The organism is Singulisphaera rosea (assembly GCF_054877945.1).
In genome coordinates this window covers 110298-128110 of sequence record NZ_JBTYIP020000012.1, presented here as the reverse complement: position 1 = coordinate 128110, position 17813 = coordinate 110298, and the positions used below count along the sequence as shown (strand labels likewise).

7 protein-coding genes are annotated in these 17813 nt (G+C 64.7%); 4 read left to right on the top strand and 3 right to left on the bottom strand.

The features are described from left to right. Window positions 1–20 precede the first annotated feature (20 nt). From ACYOEI_RS20635 to ACYOEI_RS20625, 3 genes are all read left to right on the top strand, one after another. Window positions 21–4898 (top strand): PVC-type heme-binding CxxCH protein, encoded by a 4878-nt coding sequence (locus ACYOEI_RS20635; protein WP_462851450.1) that lies wholly within the window; start codon window positions 21–23, stop codon window positions 4896–4898. A gap of 502 nt (window positions 4899–5400) precedes the next feature. Beyond that, window positions 5401–9180, top strand: coding sequence for a PAS domain S-box protein (locus ACYOEI_RS20630; protein WP_462851449.1), 3780 nt, complete (start codon window positions 5401–5403; stop codon window positions 9178–9180). Further along, window positions 9177–10142 (top strand): GGDEF domain-containing response regulator, encoded by a 966-nt coding sequence (locus ACYOEI_RS20625; RefSeq protein ID WP_462851448.1) that lies wholly within the window; start codon window positions 9177–9179, stop codon window positions 10140–10142. The genes ACYOEI_RS20630 and ACYOEI_RS20625 overlap by 4 nt, the downstream gene beginning before the upstream one ends. 90 nt (window positions 10143–10232) lie before the next feature. Here the strand turns inward: ACYOEI_RS20625 and ACYOEI_RS20620 are convergent, their stop codons facing one another. Both ACYOEI_RS20620 and ACYOEI_RS20615 read right to left on the bottom strand, forming a co-directional pair. After that, entirely contained in the window at window positions 10233–11969 is a 1737-nt protein-coding gene (locus ACYOEI_RS20620) for a tetratricopeptide repeat protein (protein WP_462851447.1), read from the bottom strand. Window positions 11970–12012: 43 nt separating this feature from the next. Further along, window positions 12013–12948 carry an SgcJ/EcaC family oxidoreductase gene (locus ACYOEI_RS20615; protein WP_462851446.1) on the bottom strand — a complete coding sequence of 312 codons (936 nt, stop codon included), beginning with the start codon at window positions 12946–12948 and terminating at the stop codon, window positions 12013–12015. A 293-nt stretch (window positions 12949–13241) separates the two neighbouring features. On the opposite strand from ACYOEI_RS20615, the gene ACYOEI_RS20610 reads away from it, so the two are divergent. Beyond that, window positions 13242–14417, top strand: a complete 1176-nt coding sequence (locus ACYOEI_RS20610; RefSeq protein WP_462851445.1) for a glycosyltransferase family 87 protein — start codon at window positions 13242–13244, stop codon at window positions 14415–14417. A 31-nt stretch (window positions 14418–14448) separates the two neighbouring features. On the opposite strand, the gene ACYOEI_RS20605 is transcribed toward ACYOEI_RS20610, so the two are convergent. Beyond that, window positions 14449–17697 carry an efflux RND transporter permease subunit gene (locus ACYOEI_RS20605; protein ID WP_462851444.1) on the bottom strand — a complete coding sequence of 1083 codons (3249 nt, stop codon included), beginning with the start codon at window positions 17695–17697 and terminating at the stop codon, window positions 14449–14451. Window positions 17698–17813 lie beyond the last annotated feature (116 nt).

Genomic DNA, 17813 nt, shown 5'->3' with positions numbered 1-17813 from the left:
ACTCGTGTGGTTATGACGCTATGAATTGGCCACCCCTCGCTCCGTTCGTCGCCTTCGCCATTCTCTTCATCGCTTCGGCGACTTCCAAGGAGTCTCGAGGGCAGTCGTCCGGCCGACCTTCTCCCGAGGGAAACTCGTCATCGACCTCTTCGAAGACCTCCGCGGACACGGCCATTACGCCCGGTTCAGGCTCAGCTGAAGCCGTCGTCAAGACGCCAGGCGGTCCTCTGGCGGACTATGGGTTCAAAGCGTATTCACCCGACGACGATGCCATCCTGTTCACGCCCCCCGGCTTCGCCACGATCGGTGTGCCGGCCGTCGCCTCGGGCGCCGAGGTCGCGACGATCCGACTCGTCGTAACCGACGGGGACTCGGAGAAGCCGACGCCTTGTCGGGTGAATGTCGTCGGGCCCGACGGTCGGTTTTACGAGCCCGCCGAGAACCCCTTGTCGCGGTATAGCCTGACGGGGCAATGGCCGACCAAGGGGTGGGGCAACCGCGTCGACAAGGCGCCGATGCGCTACTTCGGCCGGTTCTTCTACTCGAGGGGCGAGTCCGAGATCTCGGTCCCCGTCGGCTCGGTCCGGCTCGAGGTCTGGAAAGGTTTCGAATACCGGCCGGAGTTCCGCGTCGTCGAAGTGCGCAAGGGAGAAACCCGACGAGTCGAGATCGCCCTCGAGCACGCGGTCGCGATGCCGAAGCTTGGATATCTCTCGGGCGACCCCCACGTCCACATCCCTCGGGCGACCGACGACGACGACCGGACGGTCTTCGACCTGCTCGAGGCCGAGGACATCCATCACGCGACACTCCTCGCCTATAACGAACCGGCCGGCCCATATACCGCCGACATGGCCAAGCTCGCCTCGCCGCAGTCGCGAGGGCTCGGCAAGGTCTCGATCCGGACGCGCGGCGGTTACGAGCTGATCTCCGGCCAGGAATACCGGAGCTCAACGTATGGGCACATGAACGTTTTTTTGCTCGATGGCCTGGTCCTTCCCGGACAGTCGACCAACGCCGACAACTGGCCCCTCTACGGCGACCTCGTGAGAAAGGCCCGAGAGACCGGGGGCGTCGCCTTCTACGCGCACGGCGGGTATGCCCAGTCGATCTATGCCGACGTGGTCCAGGGAAACATCGACGGCGTCGAGCTCCTCCAGTTCGGCGTCTATCGGGGTATCGGGCTGACCGACTGGTATCGGATGCTCAACAGCGGTTTTCGCATCCCCGCCGTCGGGGCCTGCGACTACCCGGCGTGCCGGAAACTCGGGGACTGCATCACCTACGTCCAATCCGACGCCCGGGCGGGAATTGAAGGTTGGCTCAAGGGCGCCGCGGCCGGCCGAGGGTTTGTCACCACCGGCCCGCTCCTGCTCCTCGAGGTCGATGGGAAGACGCCCGGCGAGACGATCGAGGCTGCCGGACCCGGGTCGAGACGGGTCGTTGCCAAGGTCCGCGTGCGCTCGGAAGTCGCCCCGGTCACGAACCTCGAGCTCATCGTCAATGGCCGGGTCGTCGCCGAACGGTCGGTGAATGTCGGGACGGGCCTCGACCGCTGGATCGAGCTCGAGCGCACAATCGAGCTCGACCGCTCGTCATGGGTCGCCGCTCGGGCCTACTCGAACTCCCGGGTCGGGTCGCCCGACGCGGAATCGCACACCAATCCGATCTATGTGACCCTCGATGGCAAGGCTCCGTTCGATCGCCCCTCGCTCGACGAGTTGATCCGGCGCCTCGATGGCCAGATCGCGGCGCACAAGGCCCGGGCCTTCCCCGAGAAGGCTCGCGTCCTGGCCTACTTCGATAAGTCGCGCGATATCCTCCTCAAGATCCGCGAGGCCGGAGGACGCCCCGCTTCATTGGCCCCGTCCGAGCTTTCGAAGGACCGCTCGGATCTCGATGACCCCGGCCAGCGTACGCACACCGAGGAAGAGCTCCGCGCCTTCCTCAAGCCGATCCCCCCCAAGCCTGTCGAGGAGGCGTTGCGGGGCTTTGAAACGATCCCCGGCCTGCACATGGAGCTCGTCGCCAGCGAACCCCTCGTCGTCAGCCCCACCGCCGCCGGCTTTGACGAGAATGGGCGACTCTACGTCGCCGAGATGGTCGACTATCCGTACATGCCAAAGCCAGGCAAGCCACCCCTCGGCGGCATCAAGCTCCTGGAAGACGAGGATGGCGACGGCCGCTTCGATCGAAGCTACCCATTCGCCGATCAGTTGCTCTGGGCCGCCGGGATCGCGCCTTGGAAGGGGGGCGTGTTCGTCTCCTCTCCGCCCGACATCTGGTATTTCAAGGATACCGACGGCGATCGCAGGGCCGACGTCCGCGAGAAGGTCTACACGGGTTTCGGGCTGAAGAATCAGCAGGCGATGCTCAACAACCTCCAGTGGGGGCTCGACCACCGCATCTACGGCTCGACGGCCGGCAACGGCGGCTCGATCACTCGGCCCTCGGATCCGAAGTCTCAGGCGGTCGAGGTCGATGGGCGTGACTTCCGCTTCGACCCCTCGGGTTTCAAATTCGAGGCGACTACGGGAACGATCCAGTTCGGCAACACGTTCGACGACTGGGGTAATCGGTTCCTGTGCAGTGAGTCCCAGCCCCTCCTGCACGTCGTCCTGCCGCTCCATTACCTCGCACGCAACCCATACTTGACGCCGCCGAACCCGATCGACAACCTCGCCCCGCCCCCGGTCCCGATTTTCCGGATCAGTCCGGTCGAGCGATGGCGACAGATCCGCTCGAGTCGCCGGATCGCCCACAACAACCGCTCCGCAACCTCCGCGGGGGCGAGTCACCACGTCGTCGACGCCGCGGCCGGGGTCACCGTGTATCGCGGTGGGGCTTACCCCGGGCGTTTCTCGGGAAACATCTTCGTGGGCGATGCGCAGAACAACCTGATCCACCGCAGGACGCTCGAGCCGCTGGGGGCGACGTTCCACTCGAACCGGGCGGACAAGGAGACGGAGGTCGTCCGCTCGCCCGACAATTGGTTCCGCCCGGTCAACTTCGTGAACGCACCCGACGGGACGCTCTACGTGCTCGACATGAGCCGGGAGTACCTCGAGTCGATCCACATCCCCAGCGACGTCGTCAAGTACCTCGACCTCACGAGCGGTCGGGACCACGGCCGCATCTATCGCCTCGCCCCCGACGGTTTCCGATATCCCGGTGCCCCGCACCTCGGTCGCGCCAGCACCGGCGAACTGGTCGCCGCACTCGAGAGCCCACATGGCTGGTGGCGAGACACGGCACATCGGCTCCTCTACGAACGCCGGGACCCTGATGCCACGCCCCTGCTCCGTCAGCAACTCGCTTCGAGTCGGAAGCCGGAAACCCGACTCCTCGCTCTATGGTCGCTCCAGGGGCTCGGAGTCCTGGCCGACCACGACCTCACGCGAGCCCTCGCCGATGCGTCGCCCCATGTTCGACGGCACGCGCTCGCCCTCTCCGAAGCGAGGCTCGCGTTTTCTCCCGCGATCCTGGACAGGGTCCTCGCGACCCCGGAAGAGGAGACCAGCGTCCGCTTCCAGCGTGCCTTCACGCTCGGTCAAACCCGCGATCCCCGGGCGATCGAGTCGCTCGCGAGGATCGCTCGAACCTCCGAAGGCGACCCGTGGATCCGCACCGCCGTGCTCAGCTCGGTCGGTGAAACTTCGTCGGTCCTGCTCGACGTCCTCTCGGGCGACTCGCGATTCCTCGGCAGGGCCTGGGGTGGCGATTTCGTCGCCGAGTTGGCGTCCATCGTGGGGGCCCGAGGTCAAGGCCAGGAGCTGGGCCGATTGTTCGAGACGCTCGCGACGAGCCCCGCGTTCACACAGCGTCCCACGCTCCGCGCCCGACTCGCTCTGGCCGCTGCCGAATCCTTGCGCCGAGGCGGAGGATGGCTCGACCTCGTGGTCACCCAACCGGACTCCGCCCGCACGTTCGTCGCGACGCTCGAGGCCGAGGCGTTACGGGACGCCCGGGACCCCTCTGCTAGTGTCGCCCGCCGCCAGGCGGCGATTCGTCTCCTCTCTTGTGAGTCGTTCTCTAAGGTCCGTGAGGTCTTCACCAGCCTCCTCGACGTCCGAGAACCTGTCGAAATCCAGTCCTCAGTCATCAAGGCGCTCGGCGGCTACCACGAACCCGAGGTGGCCGAGATCGTGCTCTCGCATTGGAAGACGTCGACGCCGGACCTCCGATCTCAGGCGCTCGACACACTCCTGAACCGCGAAGACCGGACCGCGACGTTCCTCCACGCCGTCGAGGACGGTCGCGTTGCGGCGGCTCAAATTGACGCAGCCTGGCGCATGCGACTACTCGCACACCGAAACGAGGCGATCCGCAAGGAGGCCCAACGGCTCCTCGGCGGGCAAGTCGCTGCCCGTAGGCAGCAAGTCGTCGACGGATTTCGCCCTGCACTGAAACTCGCCGGTATCGCCGACCGAGGGAAGTCGGTCTTCACGCGAGAATGCTCGGCCTGCCACCGGATTGGCGAGACGGGTCAGGCGGTCGGGCCGGACCTCACGTCGTCGTCGGCCCGCGACCCGGAGACACTGCTGGTCCACATCCTCGACCCGAATCGCGACGTGTTGCCGAACTTCGTGCAGTATCAACTCGCCGACGTCGACGGTCGGATCTACTCAGGGCTTATTGCCTCGCAATCGGCTTCTTCCGTTACGTTGAAGACCGAGGGAGGCAAGACCGAAACGATCCCCCGCGGCCGCGTCGACCAAATGACCAGCTCGGGGATCTCGCTGATGCCCGAAGGGTTCGAACTCAAGATCGATCGGCAGGAGATGGCGGACCTGCTTGCCTTTCTCCAGGATGCGCAGCCAGGGTCGCGTGCGACCGAGCCCCCCCTCGAGATCGGGACCGAGCCAGGACTGGCCGAACCCGACCCCCCTCCCCGATAACCTTGATCGTGACGACCTCTCGATTCGAGTGCCGATGACGTTCTGGGAACCGAGCCAGGGCGAGCCAAGGTGTCGGATGTTGCATTCAATCTCACTGGGTTCGGATCGATTGCCGAGGACGTCGGAATTCGATAGCCTGTTAATGTTGACCGACGTGTTCATCGACGACGCCGTCAGACGTTCGAGGACTGTCGTCCGGCTCCGAAGTGGTCGTGGTTCGTGGCCATTCCCCTCCGCTCCGGCCGCCCACGCTCTCGCGACCCGCGGTCGTTCGACGAGTTCACAGACCGAGGATCAGCAAAGGTCGATGGGTCCCAACGACCGAAGCTGGTCGCATTGTCGCCGCAGACGTTACGTTTTCGACAACCGTTTGAGCCTCCATCGAAGCGATTGGTGCCCGGGCGCGTGCTTCCTCCGTTAAGGTAAAATAAATCAGTAAACATCATGCTTGTGTGGAATCAATTATGGGATCATCGACGATCGATGTCATGAAGGGGGATTCATGAGACGTGTCCTCGACCGGAGGATTGCCTCATGGTTCGCCTTCGCGACGACGATTACCATCATCGTCGCCCTGAGCCTCTTCATCACCCTCCTGCGCACCGCGGAGGACTGGCGAAGGATCGAGCTGACTCACGAGATGGATGGGGTGCTCGAAGACCTCGGCACCCAGATGAACGTGGCCGTAAACTCGGGGCGGAGTTACACGCTCCGGGGCGACGCAGAGCAACTTCGTCGCCATCGTACGGCGATGTCCAAGCTCAACACCAACCGGCGGATCGCGGCCCGACTCGTTCTCGACGATCCCATCCGCCAGATGAAGATAAGACAGCTCGACGCACGGATCGGTGAACGACTCGCGATCCTGACGAACCTGGTCGATCAGCGGGTGAACACCGGTCCTCTGAGAGGTCCCATTTACCTCCGGCTGATCGAAACCGCCGAGAATCTCACTCTGCGGATCCGGGAAGACATCGTCAAGCTGAGAGAAGAAGAGACCGCTCTGGGCAAGAAGTTGACGCTCTCCGCGACATCGACGGCGCAGCGGACGATCGTCCTCGTCTTCCTCGGCACCATCGCGAACTTGATGATCTGCGGGATCTTCCTCAGCCTCGTCATGCGCGAAAACGCCATGAGGCGGCAGGCGGACGAGACCTTGCGGCAGAGTGAGGAGCGGTTCCGTGGGGCGTTCGAGGCCGCGGGCGTGGGCATGGCACTCGCCTCGCCCGACGGCCGCCTGCTCCGAGTGAACCGTTCGCTGTGCGAGATCCTCGGATATTCCGAAGACGAGATGCTGACGAAGACGCTCATTTCTCTCGGCCTCCCCGATGGTCTCGAAGAAGAGGAGCGGCAGGTCCGGCGGATCCTCGATGGAGAGATCAGCAGCTATCAGCTTGAGAAGCGTTATCGCCACCAGAGTGGATCGATGATCTGGGGCAACCTGAGCGTCTCGCTCGTCCGCAACGCCGAAGGTGCCCCGGTCCACCTCGCCATCGTGCTCGAGGACGTCACGAAACGGAAGCAATCGGAAGAGGCCGTGAGGGAGAGCGACCGCCGGTTCCGTGCGATCTTCGAGCAGACCTACCAGTTCACGGGCTTGCTCGCCCCCGACGGCACGACGCTCGAGTCGAACCAGACCTCGCTCGAGTTCTTCGGGATCGAACGCGACGATGTCATCGGCAAGCCGTTCTGGGAGACCGGCTGGTGGCGGCATTCTCCGGACTCCCGTGGTCGCCTACGGTCGGCCTTCGAACAAGCGGTCGATGGCCGTTTCGTCCGAGACGAGCTCGATGTCTGGGACGCTCGGGGCCGGCTCAGGACCATCGACTTCTCGTTGAAGCCGGTGTTCGACGAGTCGGGACGTGTCGTCCTACTCATCCCCGAAGGGCGAGACATCACCGCACGCAAGGTCGCCGAGGAATCGATCCGCGAAAGCGAGGAGCGATTCCGCCTCGTCGCCGACCAGGCTCCCGTGATGATCTGGATGAAGGATGCGGCGGAAGGTGATTGGAACTTCCTCAACCGCACGGGTGTCGAATTCTTCGGCAAACCCCTCGAAGAACTGCTCGGTCCGGGTCTGGTCGAGCTCATTCACTCGGACGATCGCGCCCGACGCGATGAAGCCTATCGTGCGGGCTTCTCGGCGTTCGGCCCATTCGAGCTCGAGTATCGGATGAAACGGGCGGACGGGGTCGATCGTTGGGTGGCCGACCATGCGGTCCCCCGCCTCTTCCCCGATGGCTCGTTCGCCGGCTACATCGGGTCGATGACCGACGTGACCGAGCGGAAGCAGGCTTCGGAAGCGTTGGCCAGGGCCAAGGAGGCCGCCGAGTCGACCACGCGCGCCAAGACGGCGATCCTGGCCAACATCAGTCATGAGATCCGCACCCCGATGAACGGCATCCTGGGGATGGCGGAACTCCTCCTCGACACGACGCTCGGCGGCATCCAGCGCGACTACGCGGTGACCATCCGCAATAGCGCCGAGGCCTTGCTTACGATCATCAATGACATCCTCGACCTCTCGAAGATCGAGGCGGGCAAGGTCACGATCGAGGAGGTCGAGTTCAACCTCCGGACGGTCATGGAGGAGATCGCGGATCTCCTCTCCCCCAGGGCCCACCAAAAGGGCCTCCAGGTCAGTTGCCACGTCCCTTCCGACTTCCCCGAGCAACTCCTCGGAGACCTCGTCCACCTGAGGCAGATCCTCACGAATCTGATGGGAAATGCCGTCAAGTTCACCGAGTCCGGCGAGGTCGCGATCGAGGCGACGACCCACGGCGAGGTCGGCGGAAAGGTCGCGCTGCGGATCGCGATTCGAGACACCGGGATCGGAATCCCCGAAAGCCAACACGAGGCCGTGTTCGAAAGCTTTACCCAGGCGGACCCCGGGACCGGGCGTCGATTCGGCGGCACCGGCCTGGGCCTCGCCATCTCGCGACAATTGGCCCGGCTCATGGGGGGCGAGATCGGCCTCCAGAGCGAGCCCGGCGTGGGGAGCACGTTCTGGTTCGAGGTCGCGCTCGCGAGGAAGCAGGCCGAGCCTGCCCCGCTGGACCGCAGTCGAGGGGGGCTGGAGGGATTCCGCGTCCTAATCATCGACGAGAATGCCACCAACCGCCGGATCCTCCGCGAACACTTCCAGTCCTGGGGCTGCCGAGTGGGGGACGAAAGCTCTTCGACCGAGGCTCTCAGGCAACTGAGGACCGCTGCTCGAGATCAACTCCCGGGTTTGATCCTGCTTGACGAGCGACTCGCGAAGATTGACGGCGATTCGCTGGCCGAGATCATTCGCAATGTACCCACCCTGAGCGAGATCCCCAGAATCCTGATCCGCTCCCTCGGCCGAAAGGAGGACGAGGTTGCAGACGCGTCACTTTTCCAGGCCACCCTCACGAAGCCCGTCCGACGCTCTCAACTCCTCAACACGGTCATCGACCTCGTCGATCAGGACTCGGGCGAGAGCACGCCACGCCGGTCGTCCTCGACGAACGGCGCACGCTCGGCCCGGATAGGCCTCCGGGTGCTCGTCGCCGACGACCACGAGGTCAACCGCAAGGTGGCACTCTGGATGCTTGGACAGTTGGGGTGTCAGGCCAAGGCCGTCGCGAACGGCCGCGAGGCGATCGAAACCCTGGAGAGCCAGCCGTTCGACATCGTGCTGATGGATGTGCAGATGCCGCTGATGGACGGACTCGAGGCGACGCAGGAGATCAGGAATCGCGAGACGCTCGGCGATCGCCCACGCATCCCGATCCTGGCACTGACCGCACATGCCATGGAAGGTGACCGGCAGCGCTGCCTGGCCGCGGGGATGGACGGGTATGTCTCCAAGCCCGTGACTCAACGCGAGCTCTACGAAATCCTGATGGACTGGTCGTCGAGGATCCGGGACGAGGCCGCATGCAGCAGGGTGCTCGTGCCCCTCGAGGAGGGATCGGCCTGGAGGCACGAGGACTTGCTCCAGAGCTGCGGCGACAACGAAGAGATCGTGAGAGATGTGGTCGAAACGTTTCTGGTAACGACTCCGGGATTTCTCGGCCGAATGCAGCAGGCCTTCAGGGAAAGGGACCTCCGGACGGTCGCCCAGGAAGCCCACGGCTTGAGGGGCAACTCGCTCTGCATCGGTGCGAACGCGCTGGCCGCGACGAGCGTAGAGATCGAAGAGCGTTGCCGAAGGATCGACGGTGCGGGGGTCGAAGAATCCATCGCCGTGGCACAATCGGCCTGGGAGGAGCTGAGAGAGGTCCTGGCACGCCTGTCGCAGCCGAAGGTTCCATGAAAATACTCATTGTTGAAGACCAAGCCACGTCGGCATTGTTCCTCCACCGCACGCTCGAACGCCTGGGCCACGAGCCGATCGTCGCGTCCGACGGGGTCGAGGCGTGGAGGATCGTCCGGGATGAGCCCATCCCGGTCGTGATCACCGACTGGGTGATGCCCGGCCTCGACGGCCCCGAACTCTGCCGGCTCATCCGCGCCCGCGAAGGGGGTCGCTACACTTACGTCATCCTCCTGACCTCGAAGGACCGTCGCCAGGATCGCCTGGAAGGGCTCCGCGCCGGGGCGGACGACTATCTCGTGAAGCCCCCCGATGTCGAGGAGCTACGGATCCGCCTCGGCATCGCGGCGCGGTTTCTCGCCTTGCAAGAAGAGCTCGAGGAAAAGAATCGTCTCCTCTCCGAGCTGGCGATGTCGGACGGGCTGACCGGCCTGAAGAATCGGCGGCACCTCGAGGAAGCGATCGAAGCGGCCTTATCCTTCGCGACCCGATACAGCCACCCGCTGTCGTTCATCCTCCTCGATGTCGACCACTTCAAACAGTACAACGACGCCTTCGGCCATCCTGCGGGAGACGAGGTGCTCCGCAACGTCGCCTGGACCCTTCGCTCGAGCGTTCGCGAGCACGACACCGTCGCTCGCTATGGCGGCGAGGAGTTCGCGATCCTCCTCCCTGCGACGAATGCCGACGAGGCCCTCCTGTTGGCCGAGCGACTCCGCTGTACCATCGAGAAAGTCGCCTGGGATTCCCGCCAAGTCACCGCGAGCTTCGGCGTCTCGACGTTCGACGGGAAGCAAGCGTCCTCCCCTGATTCGCTCCTCGAGCTCGCCGACCAGGCGCTCTATTACTCGAAGCGGACCGGGCGAAACCGAGTCACCCACGGCCGGGAGCTTCCCCCAACAAATCCGGAAGAGGCATCGACGCCGACTCCGGATACGAGCCAGGCCCCACGATCCTCCTGAGGTCGCTCGGGTCCCGGCCCGATTGTGTTCGAAAAAAAGACCGGCGTGAGAACGAGTCTCACGCCGGTCTCTACCGCTACGAGCGATCTCTCAACGGGTGAAGGTCAGTCCGGGGTCGTCCGGTCCGTCCCCGACGACCTTGAAAGTGAACTGGTCGTTCCCCTTCATGAACACCCTTCCGACCATGGCCGGTCCGGAGTTCTGGGCCAGGGTCAGGATATTCTCCCCGAGCGTCGACTCTCCGTTGAACTGGCGATTCTGGCCCTTCTCGGTCACCTTCCATTCGAAGGACTTGTCCGCCTTGAACGTCAGGGTGATGGTCGTGCCTTCCGCGGGGCGGGCGGTCCAGGTTCCCTTGAGGCTGCCCGCATCCACGGCCGGGCCGACCTCGGCGGGCTTCGGCGTCTCGGCCACGGGCTCGGTCGTCTCCGGTTTCGAGAACTGACGGATGAGCTTCGGCGAGAGCGTGTCGCGAGGCTGGAGCGCCGCAACCTTCTTGAGCTGGCCGATCGCCTGATCGGTGAAGCCTTCGCTCAAGTACTGATACGCGAGTACGAAGTGGGCGGGGGCCGACGTCGGCTGCGACTGGACGAACGACTCGAGGGACCGGAGCTGCTGGGTGTAGACGTCGACCGACGGATAGAGGCCGACGAGCGTCGTCCAGTCCCAGCCTGGCCCGGCCGACAGGACGGCGTAGAGCGAGGCTGCGGCCTGGTCATACTTGCCGATCGCGAAGAGGACGAGGGCGCGGAACTCGTGGAGGACGGGGTCGTTGGGCAGCTTCGCCAGGGCCTGATCCGTCAACCGAAGGGCCTGCTGGTAGTCTCCCGACTTGAAGACGCCCCGGGCCGAGTCGAAGGTCGAGACCGCGTCGTCGGTCACCGACTGCTCGGGGGGAGCCGACTGGGTGTCGATCGGCTGGGCGTAGTTGTAAGGTGCGTCGGCGATGACCACCGGCTGGTCGACGACGACGGGCTGCTGCACGACGACGGCCGGGGCTGCGTAGTAGTAGGGGTTGTAATAGCTGGAGTAGCCCCAACTGTAGAGCGCCGAGCCAAGTCCCCAGCTCGCAACCCCCGCGCCCAGGCCGATACCCAGACCCAGGCCGAAACCGCCGTAGCCATAGCCATAGCCGCCCCAGCCTCGATAGCCGTAGCCGCCCCAGCCGCCGTAATGCCCGCCCCAATATCCGTTCACCCAGCCACTATGGTAGCCGGCGTAGGCCGAGTGTCCTCCCCAACCGGCGCCGTTATAGCCTCCGAAGCGGTTGACGTTGGTGAAGTTGTTGACCCGATTGACATTGACGTTGTTGACGTTGACGCGATTTCCGATGTTGACGTTGTTGTTGCCAATCTGAGTTCGGTTGCCGACGGCGACATTATTCCGGTTGGCGTACCCGCCCTGGGCGCCCCAACCGGCGCGGGCCACGCCAGGCGTCCCGCCGGCGAAGCCGCCGTAGCTGCCCCGATATCCCTCATAGCCCCCGGCTCGGAAGCCCTCGGCCCCGCCGACGCGGCCGGCCTCGACGCCCCCGGCGCGAAAGCCTTCGGCGCCACCGACACGTCCCGCCTCGACTCCGCCGGCGCGAAAACCCTCGGCCCCACCCGCGCGGAAGCCTTCGGCGCCGCCGGCGCGGTAGCCGCCGTAACTCCCCCCCCGATAACCACCGACGCTCCCTCCCCGGTAGCCGCCGAAACTCCCGCCGCGGAATCCGCCCCCCCCGCCGCCGCGGAATCCGCCGCCGCCAAATCCTCGCCCGAACGTGGGGCCGGTCGTGAGGAAGGCCAGGGACAGTACCAAGCTGATCCCGCCAATGGTGCGTGTCATGGAGACCTCTTGATTCTTGTGAGCGTGTCGGATGCTGGAGGTTTCACTTCGGCTGGGGGGGACGCTTCACCAGCGTCATCTCGTCGATGTCGGGCAACGACTCGCCGCCGATCGTCCGGTCGACGAGCTTGCACCGGGCCGTGTTCTTGTCGACCGCGGTGAGGATGAGCGTCGAGGTCTCCCGGCGACCATCGGGGCTCGTACCCGTCGACTTGACGACCCAATCCTTGTCGCTCCGGGTCCAGGCTCCTTCGCCGAAGCCGCCGTCGGAGTCGAACCTCCATGAGCGAAACTGATCGTGGGCCGCGTCCCAGCCGATCCGCTGGTTGCCCGTCATTTGCGGTTTGCCATCAACCTGAATGGTGAACTCGCGGAGGAGATAGTTCTTGTCCTCCGACCAGCGGCACTTGGTGAAGATGACCGCGAATCGGCTCTCCTCGACCCACTCACCCACCATCCATTCCAGTTCCTTGAGACGGTCATGATGGCTGATCGTGGGATCGGGATCTTCCCGGACGTACGACTGGAGCCAGTGCCCGTCCTGCTTGACGAGGATCGCCGTGAACCTGCCGAGATCGGGCTGGCCCCCCTTCGCCGGGCTGAGGGTCGATTCGCCCGACTCGATGGCGACGTCCGGGCCGAGGAACCTGAGCGAGTCGACCTTGATCTCGAGCTTGTTGCCCGGGCCTTCCTCGAAGATCGAGGTGAATAGTTCGGCGATCCCCTTGCGCCCTCGAATCGTCTGGCCATCGTGGGCGACTACCTCGGCGTCTTCGGTGAAGAGGCCGGCGATCGTTTCGACGTTCCCCGAGTTGTAGGCGCGGAGGTAGGCGTCATCCGTGGCCCGGATTGCGTTCTCGGCGTCCTTTTGTGATGCTGTGCCACCGGCATCCCCGGCCGGTCTCGGCTGATCGGCGTGCGCCGATCCAGGGACGTTCGTGATGAGGGCGATCACCACGAGGGAGAGGGCCATTCGCATGAGACTACATTCCTCCAGAGCGGCGGCCGGATTCCGAAACGGATCGAAGCCTGTCGCGTGACGTCCCCGAGGTCGCCTCGGACGTATCCCGCGATGACCGCGACCGGTGCCCGACGCGGTCGGCCTTCGGCGTCGAACAACCGTCGGTGCGCGCGAAGCACCGTCTCGATTGGCACGTGAGCCAGTTGATCCTAGGACGGATGTTCGGCCTATTCAAGTCGGCCGCACTTCGGGGCTCACGAGACTCGCAAGGAGCGTATCGGTCACCGTCGAATTGGCCGCGAAAGGTATTGATGAATCGCACATGGCAATCGCGGTTGCGTCGACTGGCGTGGGGGGGACTCCCGTTCTTCCTCGGATATGTGACGTTCCGCGGGGCCCAGCGGAGCAACGACTTCAAATATCCGTATAACGTGGCCCGACACGTGTGGAAGACGGGCGAGTTCGCGGTCGAGGCCCAGCCTCGATATCCCGTCACCTTTCACGCCTTGCTCTCGCCCATCGCGAGCCTCCCGATCGGCTGGGCGGCGGCGATCTGGGCGATCCTCTCGATCGCTGCGGTCCTGGCCTTGCCCGGGAAGCTCGCGAGGCTGACCGGGATCGAACCCGTCCGACAGCGACTCTCTTGGCTCCTGGTCCTCCCCGCCTTCGTCGATGCCCTCGTCCTCGGACAAGGGGATCCGATCAATATCTTCCTGGTTTCCGCAGGCCTTGCGGCGGTCAAGGAAGGGAAGGCCCTCGTCGGCACGGGGTTGGTCGGGTTCGCGGGCCTCATTAAGATCCTCCCCATCCTCTATTGGACGACGATCGTCTCCAGATGCCGAGCCCGAGCGGTCTGGGCAGGGATGCTGCTGACCCTGTCCTTAGCCTTGAGCCTGGTCATCGGCGCGGCGGGATGGTCGGGCGGGCGCACGGCCATCCTCGAGCAGTGGGAATGGATCCAGGACCACGAGAAACCCTGGCACCTCGTCGCGCGACACACCGACCTCCGCGCCAACAACGAGAGCCTGCCCATCGTCCTGGCCAGGACCTTCGGTGAGATCGGGATGCCTCGGCCGAGCCATTGCGTCTCAGTAGCCCGATGGCCCCTCGACACCGTCTGGATGGCGTGGTTCGGGATACTCGCCCTCATGATCGTCGTTTGGTGCGCCTCGATTCGTCCGGCGAGTCGGCTAACCCCGGGGCGAGGCTGGCTGGCGATGTTCGCACTCACGGCGTCTCTGATGCTCGCCAGCACGCCGATCTGCTGGCATCACTATTTCCTCTGGAACCTCCCGGCGGCGCTCTATCTCGCGGATCGGCGTCGACTGCTCATCGCCTTGGTCGGCGTCTCACTGCTCGGCACGCTATCACAGACCGCCCGAGGGGTCGGATGTCATATGGCCCTGACCTTGTTCCTCTTCGCGGTCGTCGCCTACGACGTCAGACGATCCTCAAGGACGGTCGGGGCGAGCCCTTCCGACGCGTGAGGATCGTCCGACTCTGATCCGCCCAGCCGGCTCAGGCCCTATGGTGGCCGTTGCTGGACTGGGCGTTCAGGATTTCGTCGGTGTAGTGCGACCCCTCGATCAACTCGGCCTGGTGCTCGTCGTGGGCGTGCCCCGCGGGTGCGGGGAAGAAGCTGTAAAGGACGGGCATCAAGTATCGGGTGAGCATCAAGGTGACGGTCATCCCCCCCACCACAACGATCGCGAGCGGCTTCTGCGCCTGCGAGCCGATCGACTCGGCCAGGGCGGCAGGGAATAGCCCGAGCGCGGCCGTCAACGAGGTCATGACCACGGGCCGGACGCGGAGCTCGGCCCCTCGCATGACGGCTTCGCGGACCGGGATCCCGACGGCTCGCATCTGGTTGAAGTAGGAGATGAGCAGCACGCCGTCCTGCACGGCGACGCCGAAGATCGAGATGAAGCCCACCGCCGCGGAGATGCTGAAGTGTGTCCCCGTGAGTCGGAGCGCCCAGACGCCCCCCATGGTCGCGGCGACGACGTTGGCCATGACGAGCAGCGCGTCCTTGAGCGAGTTGAAGGCCGTGTAGAGCAGGATCATGATGAGGGTGATCGAGAGCGGCACCATCCACATCAGCCTCGCGTTGGCCTCCTGCATCTGTTCGAACTCGCCCGACCAGACGATCGTGTACCCCTGGGGGAGTTTCGCCCCTGTTTTGGGGTCAAGCACCTTTCGCTGGGCCTCGGCGATCGCCCCGGCGAGGTCTCGGTCGCGGACGGCGAACTTGATGGGAATATATCGTCGGTTGTTCTCGCGATAGATATAAGACGCCCCCGACTTGTGCGGGTTGATCTTGGCCAGTTGCGAGAGCGGGATGCGCGTCCCCGGCCCGCCGTCCGAGCTGGGGACGTCGATCGGGATCCGGCCGATCACGGTCGGGTCGTCGCGGAGGTCGTGGGGGAGCCTCAGGACGATGTCGTAGAGCTTCTCGCCCTCGACCATCTGCGTGAATGCTCGACCTCCGATCGCTACCTGGATGACCGCCTCGACGTCGGCCACGTTGACGCCGTAGTACGCGCACGCATCGCGATCGATCGCGATTTCAAGGTTGGGCTGGCCGACAATGTGGAACAACCCGACGTTTTCGATCCCCCGAACGGTTCGGAGGATGTTGACGATCCTCTGGCCGGTCTCTTCCAGGGTGTTGAGGTCATTCCCGCGGAGCTTCACCGAGTTCGCCCCCTTCACGCCGGAGAGGGCTTCCTCGACGTTGTCGCGGATGAGCTGCGAGAAGTTGAAGTCGAGCCCCGGGAACTCCTTGAACCGAGCCATGAGCTCGTCCTGGATCTTCTCGCGGGTCATCCCTTTCCGCCACTGCTCCATCGGTTTCAACGGGACGTTGAATTCGATGTTGAAGAAGCTGGTGACGTCCGTGCCGTCATCGGGGCGTCCCACGTGCGACATCACGCCGCGAACTTCGGGGATCGACGCGATGACCTCGCGGAGCCTCGGGGCCATCCGGGCCGACTCCTCGAGCGAGACCGTCCTCGGCATCAAGGCCCGGATCCAGAGGTTCCCTTCCTCGAGCTCCGGCATGAACTCGGCACCGAGGCCGGGGATCAGGGTGATGGTGAACGCGAGTAGGCCCCCCATGATCATGAGCGTCAGGTAGCGATGGTCCAGGACCCGGTTCAAGGCCTTGAGGTAGCGCCGCTTCATCAAGCGGTCGACGAACGTGTCGGTCTCTTCTTTCTTGTTCTGGAAGAGGAACGAGCAGAGCACCGGCGCGAGGGTGAGCGCCAGGCAGAGGGCCCCGAAGATCGCGAACGCATAGGTGTTCGCCATCGGCCCGAAGAGGGCCCCTTCCGGGCCGGTCATCACGAAGAGCGGCAGGAAGGCGCACACGATGATCGCGGCCGAGAAGAAGAGCGCCCGCTCGATCTCGTGGGAGGCATCCGCGATCCGCTCGATCAACGGTCGAGTCCGGTCGGCAGTCCTCGCGGTGATGTGGCGATAGATGTTCTCGACGATGATCACCGAGCTGTCGACGATGATGCCGAAGTCGACCGCGCCGATCGACAGCAGGTTCGCCGACTTGCCCTGGGCGAAGAGCACCGCCACGGAGAACAGCAATGCCAGCGGGATCATCACCGCGACGATACCCGCGCTCGCGAGGTCGCCGAGGAAGACGAAGAGGACCGCCACGACCAGGGCCATACCCACGACCAGGTTGTGCAGCACGTTGTGGGTGGTGACGTGGACCAGGTCGGTCCGCTGGTTGAAGACGCGGATCTTCATCCCCTTGGGCAGGAGCTTCTCCCGCTCGATCTCCTGGAGCTTCTCCTGGACCTTTTCCGAAGTGGGCAAACTCTTTTCATATTTGCGCATCAGAACGATGCCTTCGACGACGTCGTTCTCGTCGCCACGGCCGACGAGGCCGAGTCGGGGACGGTGGCCGACGATCGCCTGGGCGACCTGCCTGACGTAGATCGGCACCCCACCGGACGTCGCCACGATGACCTTGTTGATGTCGTCGAGCTTCTCCGCCTCGATCTCGAATGCGCGATCGACGTTCGCGGGGTCGAGCGGGTCGATCCCCTCGCCGAGCAGGCCGATGGCCCGAACGTTGTGCGACTGGCTCCCCAGCATGAGCAGGTCGCCGCCGACATTCGCATTCGACTTCGTGAGTGCGTCCTCGACCTGCTGCAAGGTCACGTTGTACTGGCGGAGCAACCTCGGGCTGACCAGCACCTGGTATTGCTTGACCGTCCCGCCGTACCCCGTGACGTCGATGACGCCGGGCACGGTCTTAAGCGCCCGGGTCAAGACCCAGTCCTGGATGGCCTTGAGCTGATTCGTCGTATACCCGGGCCCTTCGAGGACGTAGCGCACGATTTCGCCCGTCGGGCTCCAGGGCGAGAGGCCCGGGGTCACACCCGGCGGGAGGTTGCCGACGGCGGCGATCCGGTTGATAACCTCCTGGCGAGCCGCTTTGTAGTCGGTCCCATAAGCGAACTGGCATTTGATGTCGTTCAGGCCGGCGACCGAGGTGCTGCGCATGTCCTCGAGGTCGGGCATGCCGTTGAGCGCGGTCTCGAGGGGGATTCCGACGAGGCGCTCCATCTCCTCGGGGCTCGCGCCCGGGTTCTGGGTGATGACCTCCACCAGCGGAGGGGTCGGGTCGGGGTAGGCTTCGACGTTGAGGTTGTTCGCCGAATGGATCCCGATCCCCACAAGTGCGATGACCCCGAGGATCACCACGAGTCGATTGTGAAGACTCCACGTAATGATGGCGCGGACCATGACGGTAGGGCCTCGCTGAGCGGGTCGAAGAGGGGAAGCAACGGCCACCAAGCCCCCCATAGGAGGGCGATTCGGCTAGGGCCACGTTGGGGAGGGGCGGCGGAAGTCGCCGGGCG

Excerpts from the sequence above, each read along its gene's own strand:
- ACYOEI_RS20635 (WP_462851450.1), top strand. The coding sequence starts at position 21 with ATGAATTGGCCACCCCTCGCTCCGTTCGTCGCCTTCGCCATTCTCTTC.
- ACYOEI_RS20630 (WP_462851449.1), top strand. The coding sequence starts at position 5,401 with ATGAGACGTGTCCTCGACCGGAGGATTGCCTCATGGTTCGCCTTCGCG.
- ACYOEI_RS20625 (WP_462851448.1), top strand. The coding sequence starts at position 9,177 with ATGAAAATACTCATTGTTGAAGACCAAGCCACGTCGGCATTGTTCCTC.
- ACYOEI_RS20620 (WP_462851447.1), bottom strand. The coding sequence starts at position 11,969 with ATGACACGCACCATTGGCGGGATCAGCTTGGTACTGTCCCTGGCCTTC.
- ACYOEI_RS20615 (WP_462851446.1), bottom strand. The coding sequence starts at position 12,948 with ATGCGAATGGCCCTCTCCCTCGTGGTGATCGCCCTCATCACGAACGTC.
- ACYOEI_RS20610 (WP_462851445.1), top strand. The coding sequence starts at position 13,242 with ATGAATCGCACATGGCAATCGCGGTTGCGTCGACTGGCGTGGGGGGGA.
- ACYOEI_RS20605 (WP_462851444.1), bottom strand. The coding sequence starts at position 17,697 with ATGGTCCGCGCCATCATTACGTGGAGTCTTCACAATCGACTCGTGGTG.